The organism is Burkholderia sp. MBR-1 (assembly GCF_013822785.1).
GTDB classification, from domain to species: Bacteria; Pseudomonadota; Gammaproteobacteria; order Burkholderiales; family Burkholderiaceae; genus Burkholderia; species Burkholderia vietnamiensis.
In genome coordinates this window covers 1,224,723-1,246,783 of record NZ_CP053609.1, presented here as the reverse complement: position 1 = coordinate 1,246,783, position 22,061 = coordinate 1,224,723, and the positions used below count along the sequence as shown (strand labels likewise).

Sequence of the window (22,061 nt, the reverse complement as noted above, 5' to 3'; positions counted from 1 at the left end):
ACGCGGTATGAACGCGGGGGCGCGGTTCGATATCGCGCCCTTTTGGTTGCCCGATGCAGATGGAGACTTCCGCATGACGCTTCCCGCCCTGTTGCGCCGCGCCGCTGCCGGCGCCCTGTTGCTCGGCTGCGCGGCCGCGCATGCCGACCTGAAGGTCGGCGTCGACCTGTCGTCGACCGGCCCGGCCGCCGCGATCGGCATCACCAGCAAGAACGCGATCCTGATGTGGCCGAAGACGATCGCCGGCCAGCCGGTGCAGCTGACGGTGCTCGACGATGCGTCCGATCCGGGCGCGGCCGTGCGCAATATCCGCAAGCTGGTCGTCGAGGATCACGTCGACGTCGTGGTCGGGCCGAACATCACGCCGGCCGCGCTTGCGGCGCTGGACGCGGTGGCCGCGTCGCAAACGCCGATGATTACGCTGGTCGGCTCGGGCGCGATCGTCGAGCCGCAGGAAGGCGCGCGCACCTGGGCGTTCAAGATGGCGCAGAGCGACAGCGCGATGGCCGACGTGATGACGCGCTACATGGCCAATCACGGCGTGAAGACGGTCGGCTTCATCGGCTTCGCGGACAGCTATGGCGACAGCTGGCTGAACGAGTTCACGCGCTTCGCCGAGATCCGCAAGATCCGCGTGATCGCGACCGAGCGCTTCAACCGGACCGACGCGAGCGTGACCGGGCAGGCGCTGAAGCTGATCGCGGCGAAGCCGGATGCCGTCCTGATCGCGGGCTCGGGCACGCCGGCCGTGCTGCCGCAGCGCACGCTGATCGAGCGCGGCTACAAGGGCGCGATCTACCAGACGCACGGAATCGCGACGCCGGAATTCATCCGGCTCGGCGGCAAGGACGTGGAAGGCACGCTGTTCCCGACGCAGCCGGTCGTCGTCGCCCGCACGTTGCCGGCCGACGACCCGGCGCGCAAGGCGGCGCTGGCGTTCGTCGATGCATATGAAGCGCGCTACGGCGCGGGCACGGTCACGCAGTTCGCGGGCGACGCGGCCGGCGTGTATCCGCGCCTCGCGGACGCGGTCGGCCGCGCGCTGAAGGCGGCGCAGCCGGGCACGCCGGCGTTCCGGACGGCGCTGCGGCGCGAACTCGAACGGGCGCACGAGCTGGTCGTGCCGAACGGCGTCGTCAACACGAGCGACAAGGACCACGTCGGACTCGATCAGCGCGCGAGCGTGATGGGGATCGTGAAACAGGGCCGGTTCGTCTACCTGAGCCGGTAACGGGCGGCGCGGCGCGCCGATGGCTTGCCCGGCGCCCCATTTTCCGCCATAATCCGCGTTTCGCCGCGCAGCATCGCTGGTGCGGCAACGATCACAAGCCCAGGTGGTGAAATTGGTAGACGCAGGGGACTCAAAATCCCCCGCCGCAAGGCGTGCCGGTTCGATTCCGGCCCTGGGCACCATCAAATGTTCCTCGAAATTCCCGGCGGGTCGCGAAAACCTTGATAAATAAAGGCGCGGAGGGAAATTTCGTTCCGGAAGAGTCCGGCTCGGTTCGTTGAAAGCCGGGGGTACGCAGGGGTACTTTTAGGGGTATGTCCTCGCTTCGAGGCTCCAACAAACGGAGATACCCCTGATGCCCTTGACCGATACGGCAATCCGGACTGCCAAGCCCGGGCCAAAGATTCAAAAACTCTACGACGGCAACGGACTGTTCTTGCAAGTCATGCCAAGCGGCCAAAAATACTGGCGGCTCAAGTATTACTTTGCAAAGAAGGAAAAGCTGCTTGCGCTCGGCGTCTACCCCGATGTTTCGTTGGCCGTAGCTCGCAGAAAGCGCGACGAGGCACGCTCCAAGCTCGCCGACGGCATCGATCCAAGCGAAGCGAGGAAAATGGAGAAGCGCGAATCCACGCTGAACGCCGACAACACGTTCAAAGCGATTGCGCTTGCTTGGCTCGAAAATCGCAAGACTGTTGTAGAAATCGGACAGTACACAAAGACGCTGGCCCGGATGAACAAAGACGTGTTTCCGTGGCTTGGCACTCGCCCCATCAAGGAAATTACCCCGCCGGAAATTCTGTCGGTACTTGAGCGCGTCGACCAACGTGGCGCGCGATACACAGCACACCGCGTTCGCAGCGAAATCAGCCGGATTTTCCGCTTCGCGATCACGAAGGGCGCGGCCAAAATCGATCCTGCAAGGGAGTTGTTCGACGCGATTGAGCCAGCAGTCGAAAAGCACTTTGCCGCGATCACCGATCCGAAGAAGGTCGGTGAAATGCTGCGGGCTTTCGATGGGTTCAGCGGCACATTTCCGGTACTCTGCGCGCTCAAGCTTGCGCCAATGCTGTTCGTTCGCCCCGGCGAACTGCGCAAGGCTGAATGGAGCCAGTTCGACCTCGACAAGGGCGAATGGCGCTATCTCGTCACGAAAACCAAGACCGATCACCTCGTTCCGCTCGCTAAGCAAGCCGTCGTCATCTTGCGTGAACTGCACGCGCTGACAGGTCGCGGTCGTTATGTTTTTCCCGGTGCCCGTTCTGCCGAGCGACCAATGAGCGAAGCCGCGATCAACGCAGCACTTCGCCGCTTGGGTTATGACACACGAACCGAAATTACCGGGCACGGATTTCGTGCGATGGCTCGTACCATCCTGCACGAAGAACTTGAGCAAAAGCCGGAAGTCATCGAGCACCAGTTAGCGCACGCTGTACCAGACGCTCTTGGCGGGGCGTACAACCGGACTAAATTCATCAAGGAACGTCGTGCAATGATGCAGCTATGGGCGGACTATCTTGAGCGGCAAAAAGTCGGGGCAGAAGTTATTCCGCTCAGTGCGCGAGCAGCCTGATCAAGATTCGGTCCCTGATCAACAGTCAGGATCGCCGATGAACGAGCATCAACTCGCACATGCAACGTTTCATGCAATGGGTGACTCGGTAACGCCCGCGTTTTGGACCGACTATTTTGGCGTTGAACCGGATACCGCCATTACCAAAGGCAAGCACTTCACGACGCCCTCCGGTCGGCCTAGTCGCGCACCGGGGAGAGTCGGATTGTGGGGCGTCGGAAGCAAATCCTTTGTTCATAGTGATCAACTCGAACCGCACCTGCGATATCTCATCGAACGCCTAGACCTGTCGCGCCCGGGCCTTCGTGAACTGCTGGAACGCGAAGGGGTAAAGGTACGGTTTTGGTGCTACTGGATGAACGAGACGGGGGATCGCGTACCCGACGTACCTGCCGACATCCGAAGCATGATGGAAGCTATGGGCGGCACGGTCGAAATTGACGAATACCGCTGATTGGTGGGATGGGAAAAATCGAAGTGTGCCGGACGGACTTCTTGATACATAGGCATCCGGGGTGATGGAACCGCCCGACGACGCCCCACTATCAGCCGAGCAATCACTAGCGGCTTTACGCATCCACCGACATGACCTGCTGCAATGGGACGAGTAGCGGCAGTGCCGGACACTTGCAAACGCACAGATCAGAAGTTTTCAGACCATGTCACGGACTCCCGCCAATCTTGATGCTATCAAATAGCGCTTCAGGCGGTCTTTCATAATTTATTTCCTGCGGCTTCGCCAGCGGCGTCGCAGGGAAGCAGTATGGCTCAATATCACCCGATGGGCTTTTTATTTTCGGGATATCATCCTTCCTTATGAAACTCCACACCCCATCTTTAATTGAATAAGAATAATATTCGCCATCTTCGATACTTCCAGCATAAACAAAATCGTGACCCTTAATGGCCACAAAATCAATGAACAATCGCTGGATACCCGTTGGAATTTGTCCATCCTCTCGCTGCGGGACAATAGATTTCTTCACGCCATCCGCCGTAACAATCTTCAGCCCACCCCAAACATCCGGAGTTACCCCCCAATCGGAATCCACTGAAATATGCAGTCCCGCCTTGCTGACATTCTCGACCTGTCCAGACCATAAAAATACAGGGCGCTTGCCGCGCGTCCAGTAATAGACGTACCCTCGACAAATTCTCCCTCGAAGGTATGTCTTGGTGACATATGGGTCATCTGAGCTTACAATAACAAACGCGCGATTTTCATCGATTTTATAGATGATTCCCGGCTCAAAAAAAGTAGTGGTTTTGGTTGACCCCGTTCCGCTTCTCCCCGAAAGAGCATAGACGCCCAAGTAAGCCAAAGCACAACCCGACAGAACCAGACTTGAAAATAATATGATGATTATTTTAAACCACCCATTTCCAAAAGCCCTTGCCAGCATCTTTGAAGGAGAATACATAAGAGATTATTTATTTTCAACAAGCATGAAGCGGACAATTACCCAACCAATTTGTGCCGATACGCTGTACAATCGTCCGAGACTGCGGATGATCGAAAATTCACCAATCGGATTTCGCGTCAGATCAATACACGCTGACCAATTTGGAAAAGCCAGCCATCATTTTTGGCACTGTTTGAAACTCCCGCGGAATGGTCAATTCATTGGAGGTCCAACATCGCCCACGACGCCGGGTTCAAACCATCAAAGATCGACGTATCGCGGCAAAAGGTCCTGATCAGCAAGGCGGATTTCGATATCGTTTGCCACTTTGACGTGATCATGATTACTCACGTCGAACGGCCCATCCGTCACGCTGACAATAATCGTGCCTTGCTGCTTATTTTCGCCCATGACCGGAATCAGGGCGCGTGCTTCGGGTACTTGAGTCGGCGTAAGAGTGTGCGGTAGGTAGAGCATCCAGCCGACGCCGGGTCGATCCGGGAAAACTTTCTCATCAGAGTAAGCATACGGGGCGACTTCGCCCAAAAGACTTGACCAGATTTCCAATGCGCCGTCAATAAGAACAGCAACTCGATCGTAAGACTGCAGACCATTAATCCCTATTGCACGAAAATCGAACCCGGAAGGCCGGTTCAATCTGTATTTCAACATTAGGCCAGCAGCCCCCTCCCCCTCTCTCCCATTCCAAACGTCAGCAAACTGAATGGGCGAACTGTGATCATCCTCAGCGGATGTTGTCAGTGCTTTCGTTGGACCTGCCGAATCAAAAGCCGGAATGGTCGAGTCACCATTGACAAGCCATTGTTTCATGCCTAGTCCGACACCCTCTAGCAACTTGGCAAATTTCCACAACTCTTCGCACCGATGCTGTGCGGCTGGAATCTGATGTGAAATCGTCCGAATAAAAAGCCTAAATTCAATATCACCACTCTTGTCTTGGCGCGGCTCCATTTCCACTCCTTATGCCATCGGCTTGAATTTCTGCCAAGAACCCGGCCACGAGGGCGATATAAATATCAATCGTTCGGTTCATAAACTCTTGTAGCATTTGCACCCCGCAATTAATGGGTCAATTTGAGCAATTACCCCACTTCCAATGAAGATGCCGGTGAGCGCACAATCAGTTACAACCCGGCATCACCCACGACGCCGGGTTCAAACCATCAAAGATCGACGTATCGCGGTAACAGGTCCTGATCGGCAAGGCGGATTTCGATATCGTTTGCCACTTTGACGTGATCACGATTACTCACGTCGAACGGCCCATCCGTCACGCTGACAATAATCGTGCCTTGCTGCTTATTTTCGCCCATGACCGGAATCAGGGCGCGTGCTTCGGGTACTTGAGACGGCGTAAGAGCGTGCGGTAGGTAGAGCATCCAGCCGACGCCGGGTCGATCCGGGAAAACTTTCTTCTGCGAATATAGAAATGGTCCGACTTGCGCCACTGCGGCGGGCCATGTCTTTACCGCTTCGGTAAGAAGATCGGCGAGTTTTGTTGATGAATACAGCACTTCCAAGCCTTCTGATTTAAGCTCAAATACAGAAAGATTGCTCAGACTGTAGCTTACCGAGAGAGATACGCCACCTTGCCCCTCGATGCCATTCCAAACCGAAATTGACTGCTCCCCGATATCAGGGGTTTCTGTTACCGATTGGACTGCCGCATCGGTTGGCCCTGAATCCGAAAATGCGAGAGTATTCACAAGATTCCCCGCATCACTTACATCACCAATTCCCCACTGGCCGATACCAATCCTTTCGCGCTCAAGCGCCTTCGCGATTACCCACAAATCTCGGCATTGCTCGAAATTGGATGGCAACTTTGAATTCTTGAAGCGAAACAAAACATCAATATCGACATCAACATCCTTGAGACTCGCATTCATTTGTCGCCCACCATTCCCGGCATCGGCCGGTGCTCTGTCGAAATAAAAAGCCCTCTCTTTGCAAACTCACTCGTAGCATATCCGAACAGTAGAGGTTGCATAAAATACCATTTCATTTTGGCGGGAGCATTCTCCCGCACTATATCGCTTTGCCTCGTCGCTTGATCCAGCATCTTTTTCCAGCCAGAAATTTTTTGGGGCGCACCAACTGTTTTTTCACTTTTCCCGATCAAGAAGAAAAACTTTGGCTTCCCTGTTTTTGGGTTGAAAAATTGATCGTACTTTGCCTTTGCTTCTTGCAGAAGGCATTGGGCCTTGTCAAATCCATCGAATTCCGTATACGCAAAAAGCCATTCCACGCCGCGTGGAAAGTTGGTGATGTACTGTTGATATTCAGCGGATAATTCTGACATTGAGTGGTTGGCTGGTTCCGGCCTGCCCTTCTCCGGCGGACATTTGCACGGCCGATCCCGTTCGCGGCTGCGATCGCGCGGCAGCGATCCCCATCCGCCGTCTGCGCCCGCGCCGCTACCGCTCGGAGCACCAGCGGTCGGTGCTGGCGTCGGTGCTGGCGTCGGGACAGGAACGGAAACAGGGACCGGTACTTGCGCCATCGCGTTCGCGGCGCTCCCAAGCACGGGAGGAAATGGAATACCCATCAGTGGTTCTCCTGCATTTCTTGTTGTCGTTTCCGCGTTGCCTGCATCAGCATTTCGAATCGCTGCTCGCCTGACACGCCCGGTTTGTTCAGCCACGTCGCGACCGGCGGATTCTTGTAGAAACCCGGTGTCAACGCCTCCGTGTCGAGGAATTCAACGATGGGTCCGTCGTGCGTAAAGCCGTGCTCCTTGGTCCACGCGTAGGCCGCATTGAGTCGTTCGAGCAAGGTCGGATCGTCGGCCACCGCCGGGTAATCTCTCACGATGTCATCACGCACGGTCGCAACGAAATTGCGCTCGTCAACGGCTTGCAACGCCGCCCAAGTCTTTTCAGATAGTTGAAGTGTCGGCATTGATATGCAGGCGTTGCCCTTCGTTGAGGTAAAGCCACTCGGTCGCTGCGCTAAACAGCGTGCGCTCCTGCTTGGATTGAAACGACTGATTCAGGCCATGCAGTACGCGGGGGTCCCAAAAGCGCAGCATCGCTGACCTTGAGTTCGGTAACCTGACGCTTAGATGCGGGCGCAGCTTTCCCGCCAGACCTTCGAGGTCCAACGATGCAAACAACCAGATGACGCCGGGACGCGCCGCTTCCAGATCGTCCAATTCCGCGATCCGGCCTTGCGCGTCCTTGGTGTAGATCAACCACGGCCCCGCATGGGCAAGCGCAATATCGGTTGTGCCCGCGAATAGCGAAGCCGCTACGTCGTCAATGGCTTCCAGCGGTTGGCCGGTGTGTTGCTGATACTGCAGGCCATCCACCAGCGCATAGATGCGCATGGCGTCGAAGTGGCGGTTTGGATACGTACGAAAACGTTCCACGACGGATACGGGGATCATTGGCGCTCCATCGTTGCGGCACCGACCGATGCGGCGTGAATCATGCATTCCAGACAGATAGTCGGCTGCGGAAGCACCGACCAAGGCGTCACACCGTAGAGTGATTCCGGGCCTTTCTTCTGGATCGTGATGACCTTCAGGAACAGGTCGAGCGGACCGCCGAGTGTGATGTTGCCGTCCTTCAGCTGGATGAACGCGCCTCCGCTTTCCAGAATGAGTTCTTTGGCGGCGGACACCTTGACCTTGCCGTTGACGCTTGCGACGGTTACATCCTTCGCTGCTGCGAGTGACATGGCGTCGCTTTGGGCTTGCACCTCAACCGGCCCTTTCGCGGCAAATATCTTGATGCCGAGCTTCTGCGCGAACAGCGAGACGAGTTCGCCCGCTGCGGCCGTTAACCGCCCCATGACGCTGAAATCGGCGCTCTTGCCTGCCGTGGCTGCAATGTTGTCCTGCGCGGCGATCTGTACACCGCCGCCCGCTACGATACCGATTGAAGCGGGAGCGCTCGCCAAAATGCCGGGTTCCTTCAGTCCGTCGAGTTCGTCCTTTACCTTCTGCTGCGCATCGATATCGGCCGGTACCGCCTTTGCCGTGCGCGCAGCATCCGCCAGCGACTTCCCAAGCGCCAACGCACTTTCAATCTGTGCAAGGGCCTCCTGCATATCGAGTTGCTGACCGGTCGCACCGGGCCGGTCGTATGCCGTCAGATGCAGGCCCTTACCCGCGCGTCCGACGCCATGACCGGACGTGCGCAACTCGAAACCTTCGCCGCGCCGTTCCAGTTTTTCATCGACCAGATAGCCAAGGTCCAGATGCGTCGTGCCCGAGTGCTCGGTACTGAGCTTGATACCTTCCTGACCGGCCCAATCCTCCATCCGCAGTTTGTTGTTCGCCTGCGTGCGGATCATGTTGCGCGACAGCCAGCGGCGATCGCTTGTCACCAAGTCGCGTGCTTGGCTATGGTGGTGGAACGCGATGATTTCAGGCTTGTCCGGGTCTGCATCCCGGAACGAAATGACCGCTTCATCGTTGTCCAGCGCCGGGAAGTGCATCCCTGTCTGTAGCTTGCCCGCGAACGGTTTGGCGAGCCGTAGCGGCACGCTTTCGCCGCCGGACGGCCAGTCCGCGAAATCCACATCAAAGCGCACGGTGTAGTACCCGGCGGCGTTCAAATACGCATATTTGTATTTATCGGGACTCGTCACCCGCGCGCTCAGCGTACCGGCAATCTTCGGCCACTTCGCCTCATCGAGTTTCAACCGGAAACGCCGGTCCGCCGGGATGGCTTGGTATGTGTTCGTGTACGCCTGATCCCGCGCCCCCGTGTGGATCACCTCGATGACGACTTGACCATCCGGCGCATCGGGTAACGCCGTGTCGAGTTCCAACACACGACCGGGCTGTAGCGCCAGCACATTGCTTTCGCCGTCATAGACGACCTGCCACGCAATCGCCGCCTCATGCCGTAGCTGCGCTTCCCATTTCGCGCCCACCTGATCAAGATGATGCGTACCGTAGATGTACGGCTGGCCGTAGGTGGTCGGGTCCTGCGGCGCAATGTTAGCCTCGTCCCGGAAGCGTTCCCACGCCTGTTCCGGGTTGTAATCCGCCACGATGAACGACTGCGGAACCGTTGTGGTGTGCGTCTTGAGCGCCCTAACGGCTTCGGTCCCGCTCGCTTCCAGCCCTGCTACTTCGCGATACGGGACCGTCAGGTGTGGGTCCCACAGGTAATGGTCGATGTCGTCCGCGAACACGACTTGATCGCCGTATTCTGTTTCCACGATGTAGCTGTAGATGCCTGCTTTCTGCATCAGCATCTGCACGTACGACAGATCGTCAGTCTTATGCTGGAAGCGAAAGAGGTGTTGCGGATACTCGCGACGCAGGCGGAAGGCGAATTGATGGCCTTCAAGGCTGTGGCTGCGCAACACCGACTCAATGATTTGCGGGGTGGTTTGCTGCTGGTAGATGCGGCTCGTCGTGACCGCTTCGAGGCGTGCGAAATGCGACTTCAGGACGATTTCGTATTTGGTGAAATCGTTCGTTGTCTGCAACGTTGAGAAGCGCTCGATGAATCCCGAAAATCTCCGGGGTACACCGTCATCCGGGACAATCGTGCAAGCGGCATCACGATTCAGGTAGTCCGCATACGCAAGTTGCTGCGGATGCGTGAGCACAACGCGCACCTCAGTCGGTGCACCCATTTTTTCGGTTGCAACGACAGAAACGACCGAAAGTGCCGCTGCGCTGTCGGTGCCGGGGACATCGAAGAAATACGACTGACGGCCCGCAATCCATTGCCCGACGCCCACGCCCGCTTTGAGTTCGTTTGCCACTTCGCTCTCTCGAAGATCAGAACAAACGAACCTATACCAGACTGTCGCGCCCCAAATATTGCATTTGACGCTATTTCACAAAAGTCGAGCGGATGATCCTCGTGCCGCACGCAACATCTTCCGGCCTGCCCCTGAGCCGCCCAAAATCGCGCATCGGATTTTCCGGTTCTGGTAACGCATCACGCTCCGATCTGCGACTGCGCCTCTGTCACCAAGAAACATGGGGGGCGCTGAGTCGAAACAACTAACCGACATACCGCAACTAAGTTCCGGCAAGTTCCCGCGCACTGCGCAGCAACCGCGTTTTCGCTCGACTTGGGAGCGCGCCGTACGTTCGGATCAACTCTGCCAATTCGGGATCATCGGCATAGAAGTACGCCACGGGAACCTTGAGGACTGCAGCCAGCTTACTTGCGAACTGAAAATCGACCTTGTGCACACCCAACTCGTAACGATTGACACGTGTACTGGCGACAAACGGGTCTAGCCCCGCATCAATGCCGAGTTGCCGTTGCGATAGCCCAACTCGCAGACGCGCCTCCTTCAGGCGCAGCCCGAAAATAGATCGTTCCTCGGTTGACATCGCATAGCCTGTGGTTCCAAAGGCTACGAATATCGTTATAAACTACACACCCGGATACTACGATTTTCGTAGCATACTGCCGCCGTACGAAATCGATCCCGACAGAGCTTTGGCCGGTTCTGGCAATGCGGCAACACCTCGGATGCCAGAACTACTTTTCGCCGATGGTCCCCTGTCGGCGCTTTTTATTCAGCGGGCCGGACGCACTCGCGCCCCACAGACACCGACGAAAATACATGCAGACCAAAAATATCACCCGGATACTGGCGGCGCTACCACTTGCCGTAGCGCTCACATCCTGCAACAAACCCGCAACAAAAGTCACTGCGCTCGATCGCGTCTACACCGTGGGCGAGTTCACCAACAATTTCGGGATGCGGCAAACGGCGCTGTCCGCCTGCGCCGCAAATCCCGGCGAACTGCGCTCCGATCCGAACTGCGTCAACGCCACTGCATCGCACGTCGGTGCCGCCGCCGAAGAGGATCGGGCGTACCAAATTAGGCGGATCGCCGCTGCGCAAGATGTCGCGGTCATCACGGTCGCTCTCAAGCTCTACCACCTCGACAACGGCGCGTATCCGACGCAAGCGCAGGGGCTGCAAGCACTGATCGAGAAACCGACCACCGATCCGATCCCGAACAACTGGAAGGAAAGCGGATATCTGACGCGCCTCCCGAACGATCCTTGGGGGCATGCGTACCAGTTCTTGAACCCGGGCAGGCACGGCGAAATTGATGTCTACAGCGTCGGACCTGCCACCGACTTCAAGTACAGCCTCCCGATCGGTTCGTGGCAGAACGACGTACAGGCGTGGGAAAAGACGTACATCGAGAAAGGCACGTTCAACACGTCCGGCCAATGAAACGGGGAACAACATGCAATCCAGAACGAAAAATGCGATCGCCGCAGTCGTAGGACTCTCTCTTGTCGCCGCAGCGATCACGGCCTTCGTGGTGCAGCACTGAACCGCACCGGGAATCGTGGAGGCCGGTTGGTTTAAGTTAATGCAGGCACTTCAGCAGCATTTCTGAGTTGCCTGTAGTAGTTTGCCTCAGCCTCGGCGGGCGGGATATAGCCGAGCGGTTCCATCAGCCGATGATGGTTGTACCAGGCGACCCATTCCAGCGTTGCCAGTTCGACGGATTCCCTCGTTTTCCAAGGGGCGCGCCGATGAATCAGTTCCGTCTTGTAGAGACCGTTGATCGTTTCAGCCAGCGCGTTATCGTAGCTGTCGCCACGGCTGCCGACGGACGGCTCGATACCCGCCTCGGCCAAACGTTCGCTATACCGAATGCTGACGTATTGAGCCCCCCTATCGGAGTGGTGTATCAAGGTCCCATCGTCGCCCGGTTGGCGCGCGTACAGCGCCTGTTCGAGCGCATCCAGAACGAAGTCCGTGCTCATCGACGAACTGACGCGCCAACCGACGATGCGACGGGCAAACACGTCGATCACGAACGCCACGTACAGCCAACCCTGCCATGTCGAGACATAGGTGAAGTCAGACACCCAGAGCTGATTTGGGCGCTCAGCCTTGAACTGCCGGTTGACCCGGTCCAGCGGGCGCGGGGCGCTCGTATCGGGATTCGTCGTGCGAACTCGCTTGCCGCGAACTGTGCCTCGCAAGCCCTGCAGCTTCATCAGCCGCCCGACCGTGCAGCGTGCGACCACAATGCCCTCCCGGTTCATCTGCTTCCAGACCTTCGGCACACCGTAGACCTGCATGTTGGCCCGCCAGACACGCTTGATCTCGGGTTGCAGGACCTCATCGCGTTTGGCACGAGCGCAGCGTTTGGACGGATCACGAAGCTGCGCAGCATGGCGTCGGTAGCCCGACGGGGCGATCCGCAATACCTTGCAGATCGGCTCGACCCCGAAGGTGTCGCGATGCTGATCAACGAAGGCCTTCAGGACTTGAATCGGCGGTCGAGCTCCGCCTGGGCGAAAAACGCGCTCGCCAGCTTGAGAATCTCGTTGGTACGGCGCAGTTCCTTGACCTCACGCTCCAGGGCCTTGATGCGTTCACGCTCGGCCGTGCTCACGCCATCACGTTCCCCACGATCGATCTCCTCGCGCTTGACCCAATCCAGCAGCGTCTGCGGCGTACAGCCGATCATCGGCGCAATCGATTCGACCGCCGCCCACATCGACGGATGTTCGCTACGCTGCTCACGTACCAGACGCACTGCGCGCTCCCGGACTTCCGGGGAAAACTTGGTTGCCTTCTTGTTCATGGCTCGATTCTCTCAAGAATCCGAGCCTCCACAAAATTCGGTGCGGTTCAGCACCTGTCACCGACGCAGGACGAAGTTAGGGCCGTAAAAGACGGCGGCACGGATGTCGCGACGACCAGCGCGAACCAGACAGCCACAGCACCCGCGCAAGCCGCGTCGAGCGCTTCGGATATCCCGTCGCAGGTGCAAGCGCAACTCGCTATCGCCGGACAGCAGGCGCAAGCGCGAATCGTGACGCCGCTCTCAACGATCATCGCCGACTACAAGGCGAACGAAGTTGACGGCGACAATAAATACCGGGGGAAATGGGTGCACTTCCGGGGTGTCGCCGGAAGCGTCGAAAAGGACATCGGCGACAAACCGTTCCTGTACGTGAAGCCGACCGATCCGGCATCGAATGATCACGTGTCGGTACGCTTCGATGCAGACGGACTACAGGATGTCGCGAACGTGCGGCCGGGACAAATCATTGACTTGTCCTGTCAGGGTGACGGCAAGGGCCTTGCTACGCCCCGCTTCGCGTCGTGCAGTTTCCTGACCGGCGATTACGTGTCAGCGCCGTACGCAGCACTGCAAAGCCGTGATTCGGCGGCTGCGACCGACGATCCCATCTATCAGCCGTCGTTCGACTGCACGAAACAGAAAGGGGCAGTGTACTGGCTGATCTGCCACGACGCGGACCTTGCAGCTGCTGATGTTCGGCTTGATCACATCATGCTCGGACTCAAGAATCGTGCACAAGCGGCTGACAATCTGGCAAATTCAACCGCGCTCGCTCAGAAATTCACGGACTCACTGCGACTTGCACTACAGCAGCGCAATCAGTGCAACGACGTGCCGTGTTTGGCTGCGTGGTACTTCCGAGCGGAAAAAGCGGGAAGCGAAGGAGTCGCCAAGTTCGATTCGCTGATCGAACAGGCGAAGCTCGAACGGTCACTGGCAGAGTAAACGTATCGTAGCCGGAGCCGTCATCACGACGGCTTTCTTCTGCGCATCGGCCCCACCACCATTCCCGAATCCACCGACCACACAACCGACCGCACCTTGCGGGATCGGTAGCGGTCGCGCTATGCTGTCCATCGGACGCGCCACCCCAGGCAATCGGGGCAGCGCCTACCGTCAAGAAACCCTCGTTGCCGGTCGGCAACTCGTGAAATGGAACTGTCGTTCTTCGCAATTGTTGCGAAGGGTGTCTTGCGCCTCTGAAGCGCGGCACTACATCGACGGCAACCGCACCCATCATCCGCTGTTTTCAACAATGCGACGCTGCGAATCGCAAGCGTACGCACGCCGAGCCATTGCCTCTCAACCTCGGCGCTGAACACTTTTCACTTACCGATATGAACAAGAATTCCTACTTCCCGAGCGGGGAAGATATCAGCGAATATGATGAATGGGAGTCTTGGAACTACCAAGATTTGGCATGGCAATATGCGCGACGCAACAGGAATTTTCAGAAAAAGTGTCTCGCATTGAACGCAAGCGACCCTGACGCAGAACAATGCATGCAAGATATCGCTGATGAGTTTTTCCTCAGAAGGTACAAAGATTTTCGCGAAGAAAATCTTGGTCGAGGCGAAGGCATTTCGGCACAGTTTGAAATCTCCCGCGCGCCCGATGGCGTTCGGAATTTAAAATTCTCCCGCACCTTAAAACATCATCAGGTCGCCATTACCTTAGACCTTCGAACATCGATATACTCACAAGATGCGCTTCCTCGACAGATCGAATTGGTAACGAAGGCAATTGAGCAACGTGCAACCAATCTTCGAAGGCTATACCCTCAAACCCAACAACTCCCGAGTCCAACCATTAGCCTTGACGATCACCTCCTTCGAATTCGGTGCTTCGACCTAAAGAATTCTGGAGAGAGACGATGGAAAGACATCGGAGAAATTCTTCGCGCAGCCAAGGATCAACGAGACTGCGACACGCTCGGAGAGATTGCGCGAAAGCATCTTTATCCGGAAGCGATTAAGTATATCGAACTTGGTTACGTTGCACTTGTGACATCGAAATCAACAAGAAGCAAAATACCAAAGAGCGGAAATTAAACCACAGCACGACAAATCAGCATAGCACGGCAGGCGGAAGAAATATTTTAAAAAACCTCTTCCGCCACATTAGATCAAGCACGCAAGCCGACCGCCACACTCCCCGGAAACAAAAAATCTACAAAAACACTCCACCAGAATATCTTTCGACCCCCAATGCGGAGCAAAGACATCAAAACAATAATTCCGCAGGAGTGTTTTCGTTAAAAAATTCCCACCGAGCCAAGCATCTGAGTCGCTGGCAGAATCGTTTCATCACCAATCAATTCGAGGGAACGATGAGCGACCTTTCAAACACCGACAGTTCAATCCAGTTGGTCGATCGCACGACTGTTGAAAAAATGACAAGCCTGTCGAAAACGCAAATCTACGCACTCATGCAAGAAGGCAAGTTCCCACGCCAAATCAATTTGTCCGCACGCAGCGTCGCATGGATTTTGGCCGAGATTACTCAATGGATCAACGATCGCAAACGTGATCGCGATATCAAATACTCGCGCACTGATTCACAGTAATACATAACCTCCATCATCATTTTGATATTCTTGGTCGATCATCAACATGAAAGATATTTACAACAAAATTCTTTCGGGCAATTTCCAGGTCAACATCGATACCGTAGCATTTTCCGTTACTGGCATTGACGTTGACATCCCTGATACGCTATCCGCCTTGATTGTTACGCCAGATGGCGAAATCATTCAAAAGCGGTCGAATCGTAAAGCGATGCTTTCAATTGATGGCGGCTCAGCAATGCAAATTCGTCATCGCTCGTCGCCAAATTCCCCATCAGGCGAATTAACGATAGAAGGTTCTCCGTACGCATACTTTTACGGCCAAAACGTATGGACGTCGGATGACATGACAGATGCAACCCTTCCAGTTATCTTCGATATCTGCGAGAAGCTTCATTTCAAACCCGACGAGGACACGCAAAAGAAGTGGTGCAACGGCGATATCGAACTTCATCGTGTCGATTTAGCAGTAAATTTCCAAATTGACTCAGTAAATCAAGTTGATTCTGCATTAACGCAACTGAAGTATCTGCTCGCCGCACAGCGCTGCCAGTGTCATCTTCACGAACGCTACGCCGCACTATCCCCTAAAAATAGCAAGGAGTATTCAGTCGTTGCCTATGCCAAAGGCCCACAAATGCGTGCGAAAAAATCCAAGTTCCATGATGACCCTCTTTACGAGCGCCTCGTTATCGCCTGCGAATCCTTGCTTCGCGTTGAAGTTCGTTTGAGAAGATCGGAACTGCGCAAGCTCGGCCTGCCACGTGTTTGCGACTGGACGGACGACACTGCGAAAAAGGTGTTCCGAGATTACTTTAGTCGGCTTCCGTTGACGGGAATTTCGTATGGCCCATTGTCAGAGTTTTGTTTTGAAGAAATTGATGATCGCATGCGGCCTGTTCTCGCTCTTCACATGCTAGGTGCCGACTGGCGGATGTTCTATGCGGATGTGACACGTGCACGCCATAAGAGCTATTTTCGGAAGCGTGGCATCAATCTAGACTGCCCGCATCAGTTGGAGCGAGAAGTACCACTCGCTGAAATTCTCAGCCGAAAAGGCGCTATTGCCCGCACGCCGACGTGGCTGATTGATGCTGGCATGGCCCCGAAGCCTCGTCGCTAGGATGGATCGGTGCTGCCGTCGTCACGCTCGACGGCGTATTTCATTCAATCCGACGCGCCCGTGCTCTCCGCGAGCATCGGGCGCATTTCTTATGCTGATGCGCCGCAGATGCACGTTAGCCTGTCAGGTACCCCAACGTTTCGACTCGTTCGCAACACAATGGGTCGCCGCACCTTGTCCGAACGCATCGCGCACATTTGGACAACCGACAGCCGCAGGGGTACAAACAGGGGTACCAGCGTTGCTGGCACGCCACGAACCCGTTAAATATCAATGAATTAGCAAGGTTATTTCGTTCAGGCCCTGGCACCAGTCTTTCGCAGCGTCGTGCGCTGCGTCTGTCGACACCCGCGCAAGCTCGCCGCTTCGCGGGTTTTTTGTTGGTGCCGCGCGTTCCGCAGCGCATCGGCTAACCGGCGGCGGCCAGCCGCCCGGTGCGCTCAGACCATCAGCTCGCGGACGAAGTCCAGAAACACCCTCACCTTCGCCGAAACGAGATTCGACGCATGGTGATACGCGTAAAGCGGGAAAGTCTCGTCCGCCCACTCGGGCAACAACTGCACCAACCTTCCGTCGGCCAGGACGTCCCGCGCATAGAGTTCGAGCAACTGCGCAATGCCGACGCCGCCCAGGCACGCGCCGAGCAGTCCGCCCGTATCGTTCACCGTCAGCCTGCCGACGGCGTCGACCGGCACGACTTCGTTGCCGCGATGAAACTCCCATTCATACGGCCGCCCGGTCACCGGATCGCGGATCAGCACGCACCGGTGACCGTCAGCGAGATCCCGCGGGTGCAGCGGTTCGCCATGACGCGCGATGTAGGCCGCCGACGCGCACGTCAGCACGCGCGTCTCGAGCAGCAATCGCGCGCGATATGACGACGGCTCCGGGATGCCGAAGCGCACGGCCACGTCGAAGCCGTCCGCGACGAGGTCGCCCATCCGGTCGCGCACACTGATCTCGACCGACAGCTCCGGATAACGATCGAGAAATTCCGCCATCCGCGGCGCCAGCACGTAGTGGCCGAACGTGCCGTCCACATTGACCCGCAGCCGCCCTCTCACGCGCGCCTTCGACTGACCGGCGTCGAGCGCCGCCTCCTCGATGCCGGCCAGCAGCGGCGCGACCGTCTCGTAGAAGCGCCGCCCTTCGTCGGTCAGCGTGATCGCACGCGCCGTCCGGTTGAAGATCCGGATCCCGACGCGCTCCTCCAGCCGCGCCACCGCACGGCTCACCGCCGGCTGCGTCAATCCCATCGCCTCGCCCGCCCGCGCGAAGGTACCCGCCTCGATCACCGCGGAGAGCACGCCGATACCGCTGAGCAATCTGCTGTCGAATCCCATGAGACATACTTTCAGTCATTCATTGACTGATCATTATTCATTATTTTTATTTATCGAGGAAGCCTACAGTGGTCCTGTCGCCGGATCGAACGGCACTCATCCACTCGACAGGAGCAGAACATGAGCACATCGGAACAGGTCGCCATCGTCACAGGTTCGTCGCGCGGCATCGGCGCGGAAATCGCGCGCCAACTCGCCCGGGACGGCTTCCGGGTCGTCGTCGACTATGCCGGGAGCGCCGGCCCGGCCCGCGAAGTGGTCGACGCGATCATCGCCGACGACGGTCAGGCGATCGCCGTGCAGGCGAACGTCGCCGATCCGGCCGCCGTCACCGCGCTGTTCGACGCGGCCCGCGATGCCTTCGGCGGGATCGACGTGGTGGTGAACTCGGCGGGCGTGATGAAGCTCGCGGCGATCGCCGAGTTCGACGACGCGGTGTTCGACGACACGTTCGCGATCAACGTGAAAGGCACGTTCAACGTATGCCGCGCGGCAGCGCAGCGCGTGCGCGACGGCGGCCGGATCGTCAACCTGTCGACCAGCGTGATCGGGATGCGCATGCCGACCTACGGGCTGTACGTCGCGAGCAAGGCGGCGGTAGAAAGCATGACGCAGGTGCTCGCCCAGGAAATGCGCGGGCGCGGCATCCGCGTGAACGCCGTCGCGCCGGGACCGGTCGCGACCGAGTTGTTCCTGCAGGGCAAGAGCCCCGAACTTATCGATCGGCTCGCGAAGCTGAACCCGCTCGAGCGGCTCGGCCAGCCCGACGACATCGCGCGCATCGTCGCGTTCCTCGCCGGCCCGGACGGCGCGTGGATCAACGGCCAGATCCTGCGCGCCAACGGCGGCATGTGCTGACGGACCGCTCGCCGCCCCCTCATCTTTCCGCCAGGAGATTGCTCATGAAGGAAGTCGTCCTCGTCACCGGCGCGTCCAGCGGCTTCGGCTTGCTGACGGCCCAGGCGCTCGCCCGCGCCGGTCACACGGTCTACGCCTCGATGCGCGAGAGCGCCGGGCGCAATGCACCGCGCGTCGCCGCCGTCGCCGCCTATGCGCAACAACACGGCGTCGATCTGCGCAGCGTCGAACTCGACGTCGGCGACGACGCATCGGTCGACGCCGCCATCGATCGCGTGATCGCGGACAACGGCCGCCTCGACATCGTCGTCCACAACGCCGGTCACATGGTGTTCGGGCCGGCCGAAGCGTTCACGCCCGAACAGCTGGCGCAGCTCTACGACGTCAACGTCGTGTCGACCCAGCGCGTGAACCGCGCGGCGCTGCCGCACCTGCGCCGCCAGCGCCGTGGCCTGCTCGTGTGGGTGTCGTCCTCGTCGGCGCGCGGCGGCACCCCGCCGTTCCTCGCGCCCTACTTCGCCGCGAAAGCCGCGATGGACTCGCTCGCGGTGTCCTATGCGGCCGAGCTCGCCCGCTGGGGCATCGAAACGTCGATCGTCGTGCCGGGCGCGTTCACCCGGGGCACGAATCACTTCCTCCATGCGGGCAAGCCGGCCGATACCGCCGTGCAGGCCGCCTACGACGGCGGGCCGTACGCGGGTGTCGCCGATCAGGCGTTGAAGGGCCTCGCCGCGCTCGAACCGGCCGACGCCGACGCCGGCGCCGTCGCCACGGCCATTGCCGAACTCGTCGCGGCGCCGGCCGGCAAGCGCCCCTACCGCGTATTCGTCGACCCGTCGCAGGACGGCGCCGAGGAAGTGTTCCGCGTCGGCGATCGCATCCGCCGCGAGATGTTCAGGAACATCGGGCTCGCCGATCTGCTCGCGCCGCGCGTCGGCGGCTGATCCTTCGCGCGCCGGGCCGGCCGGCACCGTGCTGCTGGCGCGCGCGACACGCCGTACGCGTACGCGTACGCGTACGCGCGCAACATGGTCGGCATGGAGCGCGAAGTGCGCGCGCGGCTGCGCGCCGCGTCGATCTTGCCGAGCAGCCACTGCATGCCGGCCAGATGCCGCCGGTCGCGGCGGCACAGGTCGTGGACGAGCCCGCGCACGGTCAGCGAACCGTAGCCGTCGAACTCGCCGATACGCTCGAACTGAACGAACGGCCGCCGCCGGGCGTTCCGGCAGCTTACCGGCGCATGCGCGTTCATGCCGTCCCTGCGCCGCCGCTTGATAGAATGCGCGCGCTATGGACCTCGAAAGCATTCTCTACACGCAGGGCTTCGGCTCGCGCCGCCAGTGCCGCGGCCTGATCGAATCGGGCCGCGTCACCGTCGCGGGCGCGAGCGCGACCGACCCGGACGCAGCCTTCGACACGGACGGCCTCGTGTTCACGCTCGACGGCACCGCGTGGCCGTTTCACGCGCGCGCCTATCTCGCGCTCAACAAGCCGGCCGGCTACGAATGCTCGCGCGACCCGCAACACCACGCGAGCGTGTTCAGCCTGCTGCCCGCGCCGCTCGTCGCGCGCGGCGTGCAGTGCGTCGGCCGCCTCGACCAGGACACGACCGGCCTGCTGCTGCTGTCCGACGACGGCCAGTTCGTGCACGCGTACACCTCGCCGAAGCGCAAGGTGCCGAAGACCTACGTCGCGACCGTGCGCCATCCGCTCGACGAAACCCAGCTGAACGCGCTGCGCAGCGGCGTCCAGCTGCACGGCGAGCCGAAGCCGATCGCGGCAGTCGCGGCGGTCGCGCGCGATACCCACACGCTCGCGCTGACCGTCCTCGAAGGCAAATACCATCAGGTCAAGCGGATGGTGGCGGCCGCCAGCAACCGCGTCGAGGCGCTGCACCGCGAGCGTATCGGCGGTTTCGCGCTGCCGGCCGGGCTGGCGCCCGGTAGCTGGTGCTGGCTCGCAGAGGCTGACCTCGCAGCGCTGCGCAATCCGGTCGAAACCCTGTAAGGGAAAATCCGCACGACCGTTCGACGCCGCTGCGCATCGCGGCCGCCCGATCCCCCGCTATACTCAAATCACAAGCTGTCCGAGCAGCGAAGCAGGGGAGACATCATGGGCGTCAACCACTCTTTCGAACTATCGTACGTGATGATCGCGTTCGCGATCATCGGTGTCGTGGCAATCGGCGCGCTGCTGGCCGCGATGCATCTGAAGCACCGCTATCACCCGAACCTGATCGGCGCGCTGATCGGCGCGTTGCTGTGCTTCCTGTTGATCGAGGCGCTACCGGCCCTCACCTGACGCGCGACGCTGCGCCAGCGTTTGAAGGAATTCGTCTACGGTCGGATAGCGCAGCGTCACGCACAATTCGGCCTTGAGGCGGGCATTGGACAGGCGCCGCGACTCGCGCATGAACGACAACAGCGTCGGCTCGAGCCGGCCTTCGGCGTCCGCGCGGCTGATGCGTGGCGGCGGCGGCAGGCCGAACGCCTGCGCGACCCGGTCGAAGTACTCTCCCATCCGCAGTTCGCTGTCGTCCGACGCGTGCACCGCGCGCGCCGGCCGGCCGCGCACGGCCGCACGCCGCAGGATCACGGCGAGATCGTCCGCGTGGATGTGGTTCGTATAGACGTCGTCGGCCGGCAGCAGCGCCGGCGTGCCGCGCTCGAGCCGCGCGAGCGGCAAGCGGTTCGCCGCGTAGATGCCCGGGATGCGCACGATGCGGGCGGACACCACGCCGCGCACCGTCGCCGCCCGCAGCTGACGCTCGGCCGACACGCGCCGGAACGCGCGCGGATTCGCGGGCCGCAGCGGCTGCGTCTCGTCGATCCGCGCGCCGCCGCAATCGCCGTATACGCCGGTCGTGCTGGCATAGACGAGCGTGGGCGCGCGAAGGGCCTCGGGTACAATACGCGCTGCCCGCGGCACCACGCCGGCCTGTCGGGTCGCGGCGCGCAGCGTGCGCAGCCGGCCGACCGACGCTACCGCCGGCGCGTGCAGCTGCCGCGCGGGCATGGACAATGCGGCGATCAGCGCGCGAGTGCGCCGGTCGTCGCGACCGTCGGATTGCGGCGGCGCGAGATGCAGGATCGTGCGCGCGACTCGCGCGATGCGCTCGAGCGTGGCCCGCTGGTCGAGGTTGCCGACGATCGGCGTCACGCCTGCCGCACGCAATGCGTCGCGGCGGTCCGGATGGCTCGTCAGTGCGACGATGCGCAGGTCGCGGCGCGCGGCGCGCCATTGCGCGACGCACCGCAGCCCGACGTCGCCGCAGCCGACGATCAAGGCGCGCGGCCGGCGAAGGATTCGAGTCGCGATCATGTTGGTTGCGAAATGAGTAGCCACCGTTGCGCGGCGCACAACGGTTTTGCATTGTAGCTGCCGTGCGCGAC

22 protein-coding genes, 1 tRNA gene, 4 pseudogenes and 1 other annotated feature are annotated in these 22,061 nt (G+C 59.4%); of the genes and pseudogenes, 15 read left to right on the top strand and 12 right to left on the bottom strand.

Translation table 11 applies throughout. The features are described 5' to 3' along the window. The first annotated feature begins 73 nt into the window (after positions 1 to 73). The 4 genes from MBR110_RS05705 to MBR110_RS05690 all read left to right on the top strand — a co-directional run bounded on the left by MBR110_RS05705 (position 74) and on the right by MBR110_RS05690 (position 3,258). Entirely contained in the window at positions 74 to 1,231 is a 1,158-nt protein-coding gene (locus MBR110_RS05705; protein ID WP_014723480.1) for an ABC transporter substrate-binding protein, read from the top strand. A 97-nt stretch (positions 1,232 to 1,328) separates the two neighbouring features. After that, positions 1,329 to 1,413, top strand: a tRNA-Leu gene (locus MBR110_RS05700). 173 nt (positions 1,414 to 1,586) lie between these two features. Further along, a complete protein-coding gene (locus MBR110_RS05695) occupies positions 1,587 to 2,804 on the top strand; it encodes a tyrosine-type recombinase/integrase (protein WP_181709211.1) in 1,218 nt (405 codons plus the stop codon). Positions 2,805 to 2,841: 37 nt separating this feature from the next. Then, on the top strand, positions 2,842 to 3,258 hold the full coding sequence (locus MBR110_RS05690) for a DUF4279 domain-containing protein (protein WP_081058922.1): 417 nt from the start codon (positions 2,842 to 2,844) through the stop codon (positions 3,256 to 3,258). 208 nt (positions 3,259 to 3,466) lie between these two features. Here the strand turns inward: MBR110_RS05690 and MBR110_RS05685 are convergent, their stop codons facing one another. The 8 genes from MBR110_RS05685 to MBR110_RS05650 all read right to left on the bottom strand — a co-directional run bounded on the left by MBR110_RS05685 (position 3,467) and on the right by MBR110_RS05650 (position 10,541). After that, positions 3,467 to 4,225 carry a hypothetical protein gene (locus tag MBR110_RS05685; RefSeq protein WP_181709210.1) on the bottom strand — a complete coding sequence of 253 codons (759 nt, stop codon included), beginning with the start codon at positions 4,223 to 4,225 and terminating at the stop codon, positions 3,467 to 3,469. A gap of 243 nt (positions 4,226 to 4,468) precedes the next feature. After that, on the bottom strand, positions 4,469 to 5,179 hold the full coding sequence (locus MBR110_RS05680) for an immunity 52 family protein (RefSeq protein ID WP_230948543.1): 711 nt from the start codon (positions 5,177 to 5,179) through the stop codon (positions 4,469 to 4,471). A 212-nt stretch (positions 5,180 to 5,391) separates the two neighbouring features. Continuing rightward, positions 5,392 to 6,117, bottom strand: coding sequence for an immunity 52 family protein (locus MBR110_RS32045; protein ID WP_081058923.1), 726 nt, complete (start codon positions 6,115 to 6,117; stop codon positions 5,392 to 5,394). Next, a complete protein-coding gene (locus MBR110_RS05670) occupies positions 6,114 to 6,776 on the bottom strand; it encodes a restriction endonuclease fold toxin 5 domain-containing protein (protein WP_081058924.1) in 663 nt (220 codons plus the stop codon). Before MBR110_RS05670 ends, MBR110_RS32045 begins: the two co-directional genes overlap by 4 nt. After that, the gene (locus MBR110_RS05665; RefSeq protein WP_155624959.1) at positions 6,776 to 7,129 is read right to left on the bottom strand and encodes a hypothetical protein; all 354 of its coding nucleotides are present in this window, start codon (positions 7,127 to 7,129) and stop codon (positions 6,776 to 6,778) included. The genes MBR110_RS05670 and MBR110_RS05665 overlap by 1 nt, the downstream gene beginning before the upstream one ends. Further along, positions 7,107 to 7,616: a DUF4123 domain-containing protein gene (locus MBR110_RS05660; protein WP_181709209.1), complete on the bottom strand. Its 510-nt coding sequence runs from the start codon at positions 7,614 to 7,616 to the stop codon at positions 7,107 to 7,109. Before MBR110_RS05660 ends, MBR110_RS05665 begins: the two co-directional genes overlap by 23 nt. Continuing rightward, on the bottom strand, positions 7,613 to 9,958 hold the full coding sequence (locus MBR110_RS05655) for a type VI secretion system Vgr family protein (RefSeq protein WP_081058926.1): 2,346 nt from the start codon (positions 9,956 to 9,958) through the stop codon (positions 7,613 to 7,615). The genes MBR110_RS05660 and MBR110_RS05655 overlap by 4 nt, the downstream gene beginning before the upstream one ends. A 262-nt stretch (positions 9,959 to 10,220) precedes the next feature. Next, positions 10,221 to 10,541: a helix-turn-helix domain-containing protein gene (locus MBR110_RS05650; RefSeq protein ID WP_059734242.1), complete on the bottom strand. Its 321-nt coding sequence runs from the start codon at positions 10,539 to 10,541 to the stop codon at positions 10,221 to 10,223. Between the two features lie 125 nt (positions 10,542 to 10,666). Between MBR110_RS05650 and MBR110_RS32585 the strand changes: the two are divergent. Both MBR110_RS32585 and gspG read left to right on the top strand, forming a co-directional pair. Next, positions 10,667 to 10,984: pseudogene (locus MBR110_RS32585) on the top strand (EexN family lipoprotein); the annotation flags it as partial. Between the two features lie 42 nt (positions 10,985 to 11,026). Then, a pseudogene (gspG, locus tag MBR110_RS32580) lies at positions 11,027 to 11,338 on the top strand (type II secretion system major pseudopilin GspG); the annotation flags it as partial. 200 nt (positions 11,339 to 11,538) lie between these two features. Here the strand turns inward: gspG and MBR110_RS05640 are convergent. Next, positions 11,539 to 12,776 (bottom strand): IS3-like element IS1416 family transposase gene (locus MBR110_RS05640; RefSeq protein ID WP_105819029.1). Its coding sequence is split into 2 segments (ribosomal slippage): positions 11,539 to 12,485 and positions 12,485 to 12,776, totalling 1,239 coding nucleotides; the frame shifts between segments, so codons are not numbered across the junction. After that, positions 12,379 to 12,495, bottom strand: a sequence feature (AL1L pseudoknot). It overlaps the preceding gene by 117 nt. Positions 12,777 to 12,959: 183 nt before the next feature. Here MBR110_RS05640 and MBR110_RS05635 point away from each other — a divergent pair. From MBR110_RS05635 to MBR110_RS05620, 4 genes are all read left to right on the top strand, one after another. Next, a complete protein-coding gene (locus tag MBR110_RS05635) occupies positions 12,960 to 13,724 on the top strand; it encodes an OB-fold protein (protein ID WP_408913019.1) in 765 nt (254 codons plus the stop codon). Between the two features lie 392 nt (positions 13,725 to 14,116). Beyond that, positions 14,117 to 14,830: a hypothetical protein gene (locus tag MBR110_RS05630; RefSeq protein ID WP_155624962.1), complete on the top strand. Its 714-nt coding sequence runs from the start codon at positions 14,117 to 14,119 to the stop codon at positions 14,828 to 14,830. A 278-nt stretch (positions 14,831 to 15,108) separates the two neighbouring features. After that, a complete protein-coding gene (locus tag MBR110_RS05625; RefSeq protein WP_059734245.1) occupies positions 15,109 to 15,345 on the top strand; it encodes a helix-turn-helix transcriptional regulator in 237 nt (78 codons plus the stop codon). A 46-nt stretch (positions 15,346 to 15,391) separates the two neighbouring features. Further along, positions 15,392 to 16,468: a phage/plasmid replication protein, II/X family gene (locus MBR110_RS05620; RefSeq protein WP_081058928.1), complete on the top strand. Its 1,077-nt coding sequence runs from the start codon at positions 15,392 to 15,394 to the stop codon at positions 16,466 to 16,468. A gap of 440 nt (positions 16,469 to 16,908) precedes the next feature. Here the strand turns inward: MBR110_RS05620 and MBR110_RS05615 are convergent, their stop codons facing one another. Next, the gene (locus MBR110_RS05615) at positions 16,909 to 17,811 is read right to left on the bottom strand and encodes a LysR family transcriptional regulator (RefSeq protein WP_034192619.1); all 903 of its coding nucleotides are present in this window, start codon (positions 17,809 to 17,811) and stop codon (positions 16,909 to 16,911) included. Between the two features lie 120 nt (positions 17,812 to 17,931). Between MBR110_RS05615 and MBR110_RS05610 the strand changes: the two genes are divergently transcribed. The 3 genes and pseudogenes from MBR110_RS05610 to MBR110_RS32035 form a co-directional block, all read left to right on the top strand. Beyond that, the gene (locus tag MBR110_RS05610) at positions 17,932 to 18,669 is read left to right on the top strand and encodes an SDR family oxidoreductase (RefSeq protein ID WP_059734248.1); all 738 of its coding nucleotides are present in this window, start codon (positions 17,932 to 17,934) and stop codon (positions 18,667 to 18,669) included. Positions 18,670 to 18,713: 44 nt separating this feature from the next. Beyond that, positions 18,714 to 19,613 (top strand): SDR family oxidoreductase, encoded by a 900-nt coding sequence (locus MBR110_RS05605; protein WP_046427468.1) that lies wholly within the window; start codon positions 18,714 to 18,716, stop codon positions 19,611 to 19,613. Between the two features lie 19 nt (positions 19,614 to 19,632). Further along, positions 19,633 to 19,742 (top strand): annotated as a pseudogene (locus tag MBR110_RS32035) (LysR family transcriptional regulator); the annotation flags it as partial. Here MBR110_RS32035 and MBR110_RS32575 read toward each other — a convergent pair. Beyond that, a pseudogene (locus MBR110_RS32575) lies at positions 19,736 to 19,954 on the bottom strand (DinB family protein); the annotation flags it as partial. The pseudogenes MBR110_RS32035 and MBR110_RS32575 overlap by 7 nt on opposite strands. 5 nt (positions 19,955 to 19,959) lie before the next feature. Here MBR110_RS32575 and MBR110_RS05600 point away from each other — a divergent pair. Further along, positions 19,960 to 20,676 carry a pseudouridine synthase gene (locus tag MBR110_RS05600; RefSeq protein WP_034192621.1) on the top strand — a complete coding sequence of 239 codons (717 nt, stop codon included), beginning with the start codon at positions 19,960 to 19,962 and terminating at the stop codon, positions 20,674 to 20,676. A gap of 105 nt (positions 20,677 to 20,781) precedes the next feature. Then, the gene (locus MBR110_RS05595) at positions 20,782 to 20,970 is read left to right on the top strand and encodes a hypothetical protein (RefSeq protein WP_011885752.1); all 189 of its coding nucleotides are present in this window, start codon (positions 20,782 to 20,784) and stop codon (positions 20,968 to 20,970) included. Here the strand turns inward: MBR110_RS05595 and MBR110_RS05590 are convergent. Beyond that, positions 20,953 to 21,990: an NAD-dependent epimerase/dehydratase family protein gene (locus tag MBR110_RS05590; RefSeq protein WP_034192622.1), complete on the bottom strand. Its 1,038-nt coding sequence runs from the start codon at positions 21,988 to 21,990 to the stop codon at positions 20,953 to 20,955. The two genes, MBR110_RS05595 and MBR110_RS05590, sit on opposite strands and share 18 nt — an antisense overlap. Positions 21,991 to 22,061: the final 71 nt, after the last annotated feature.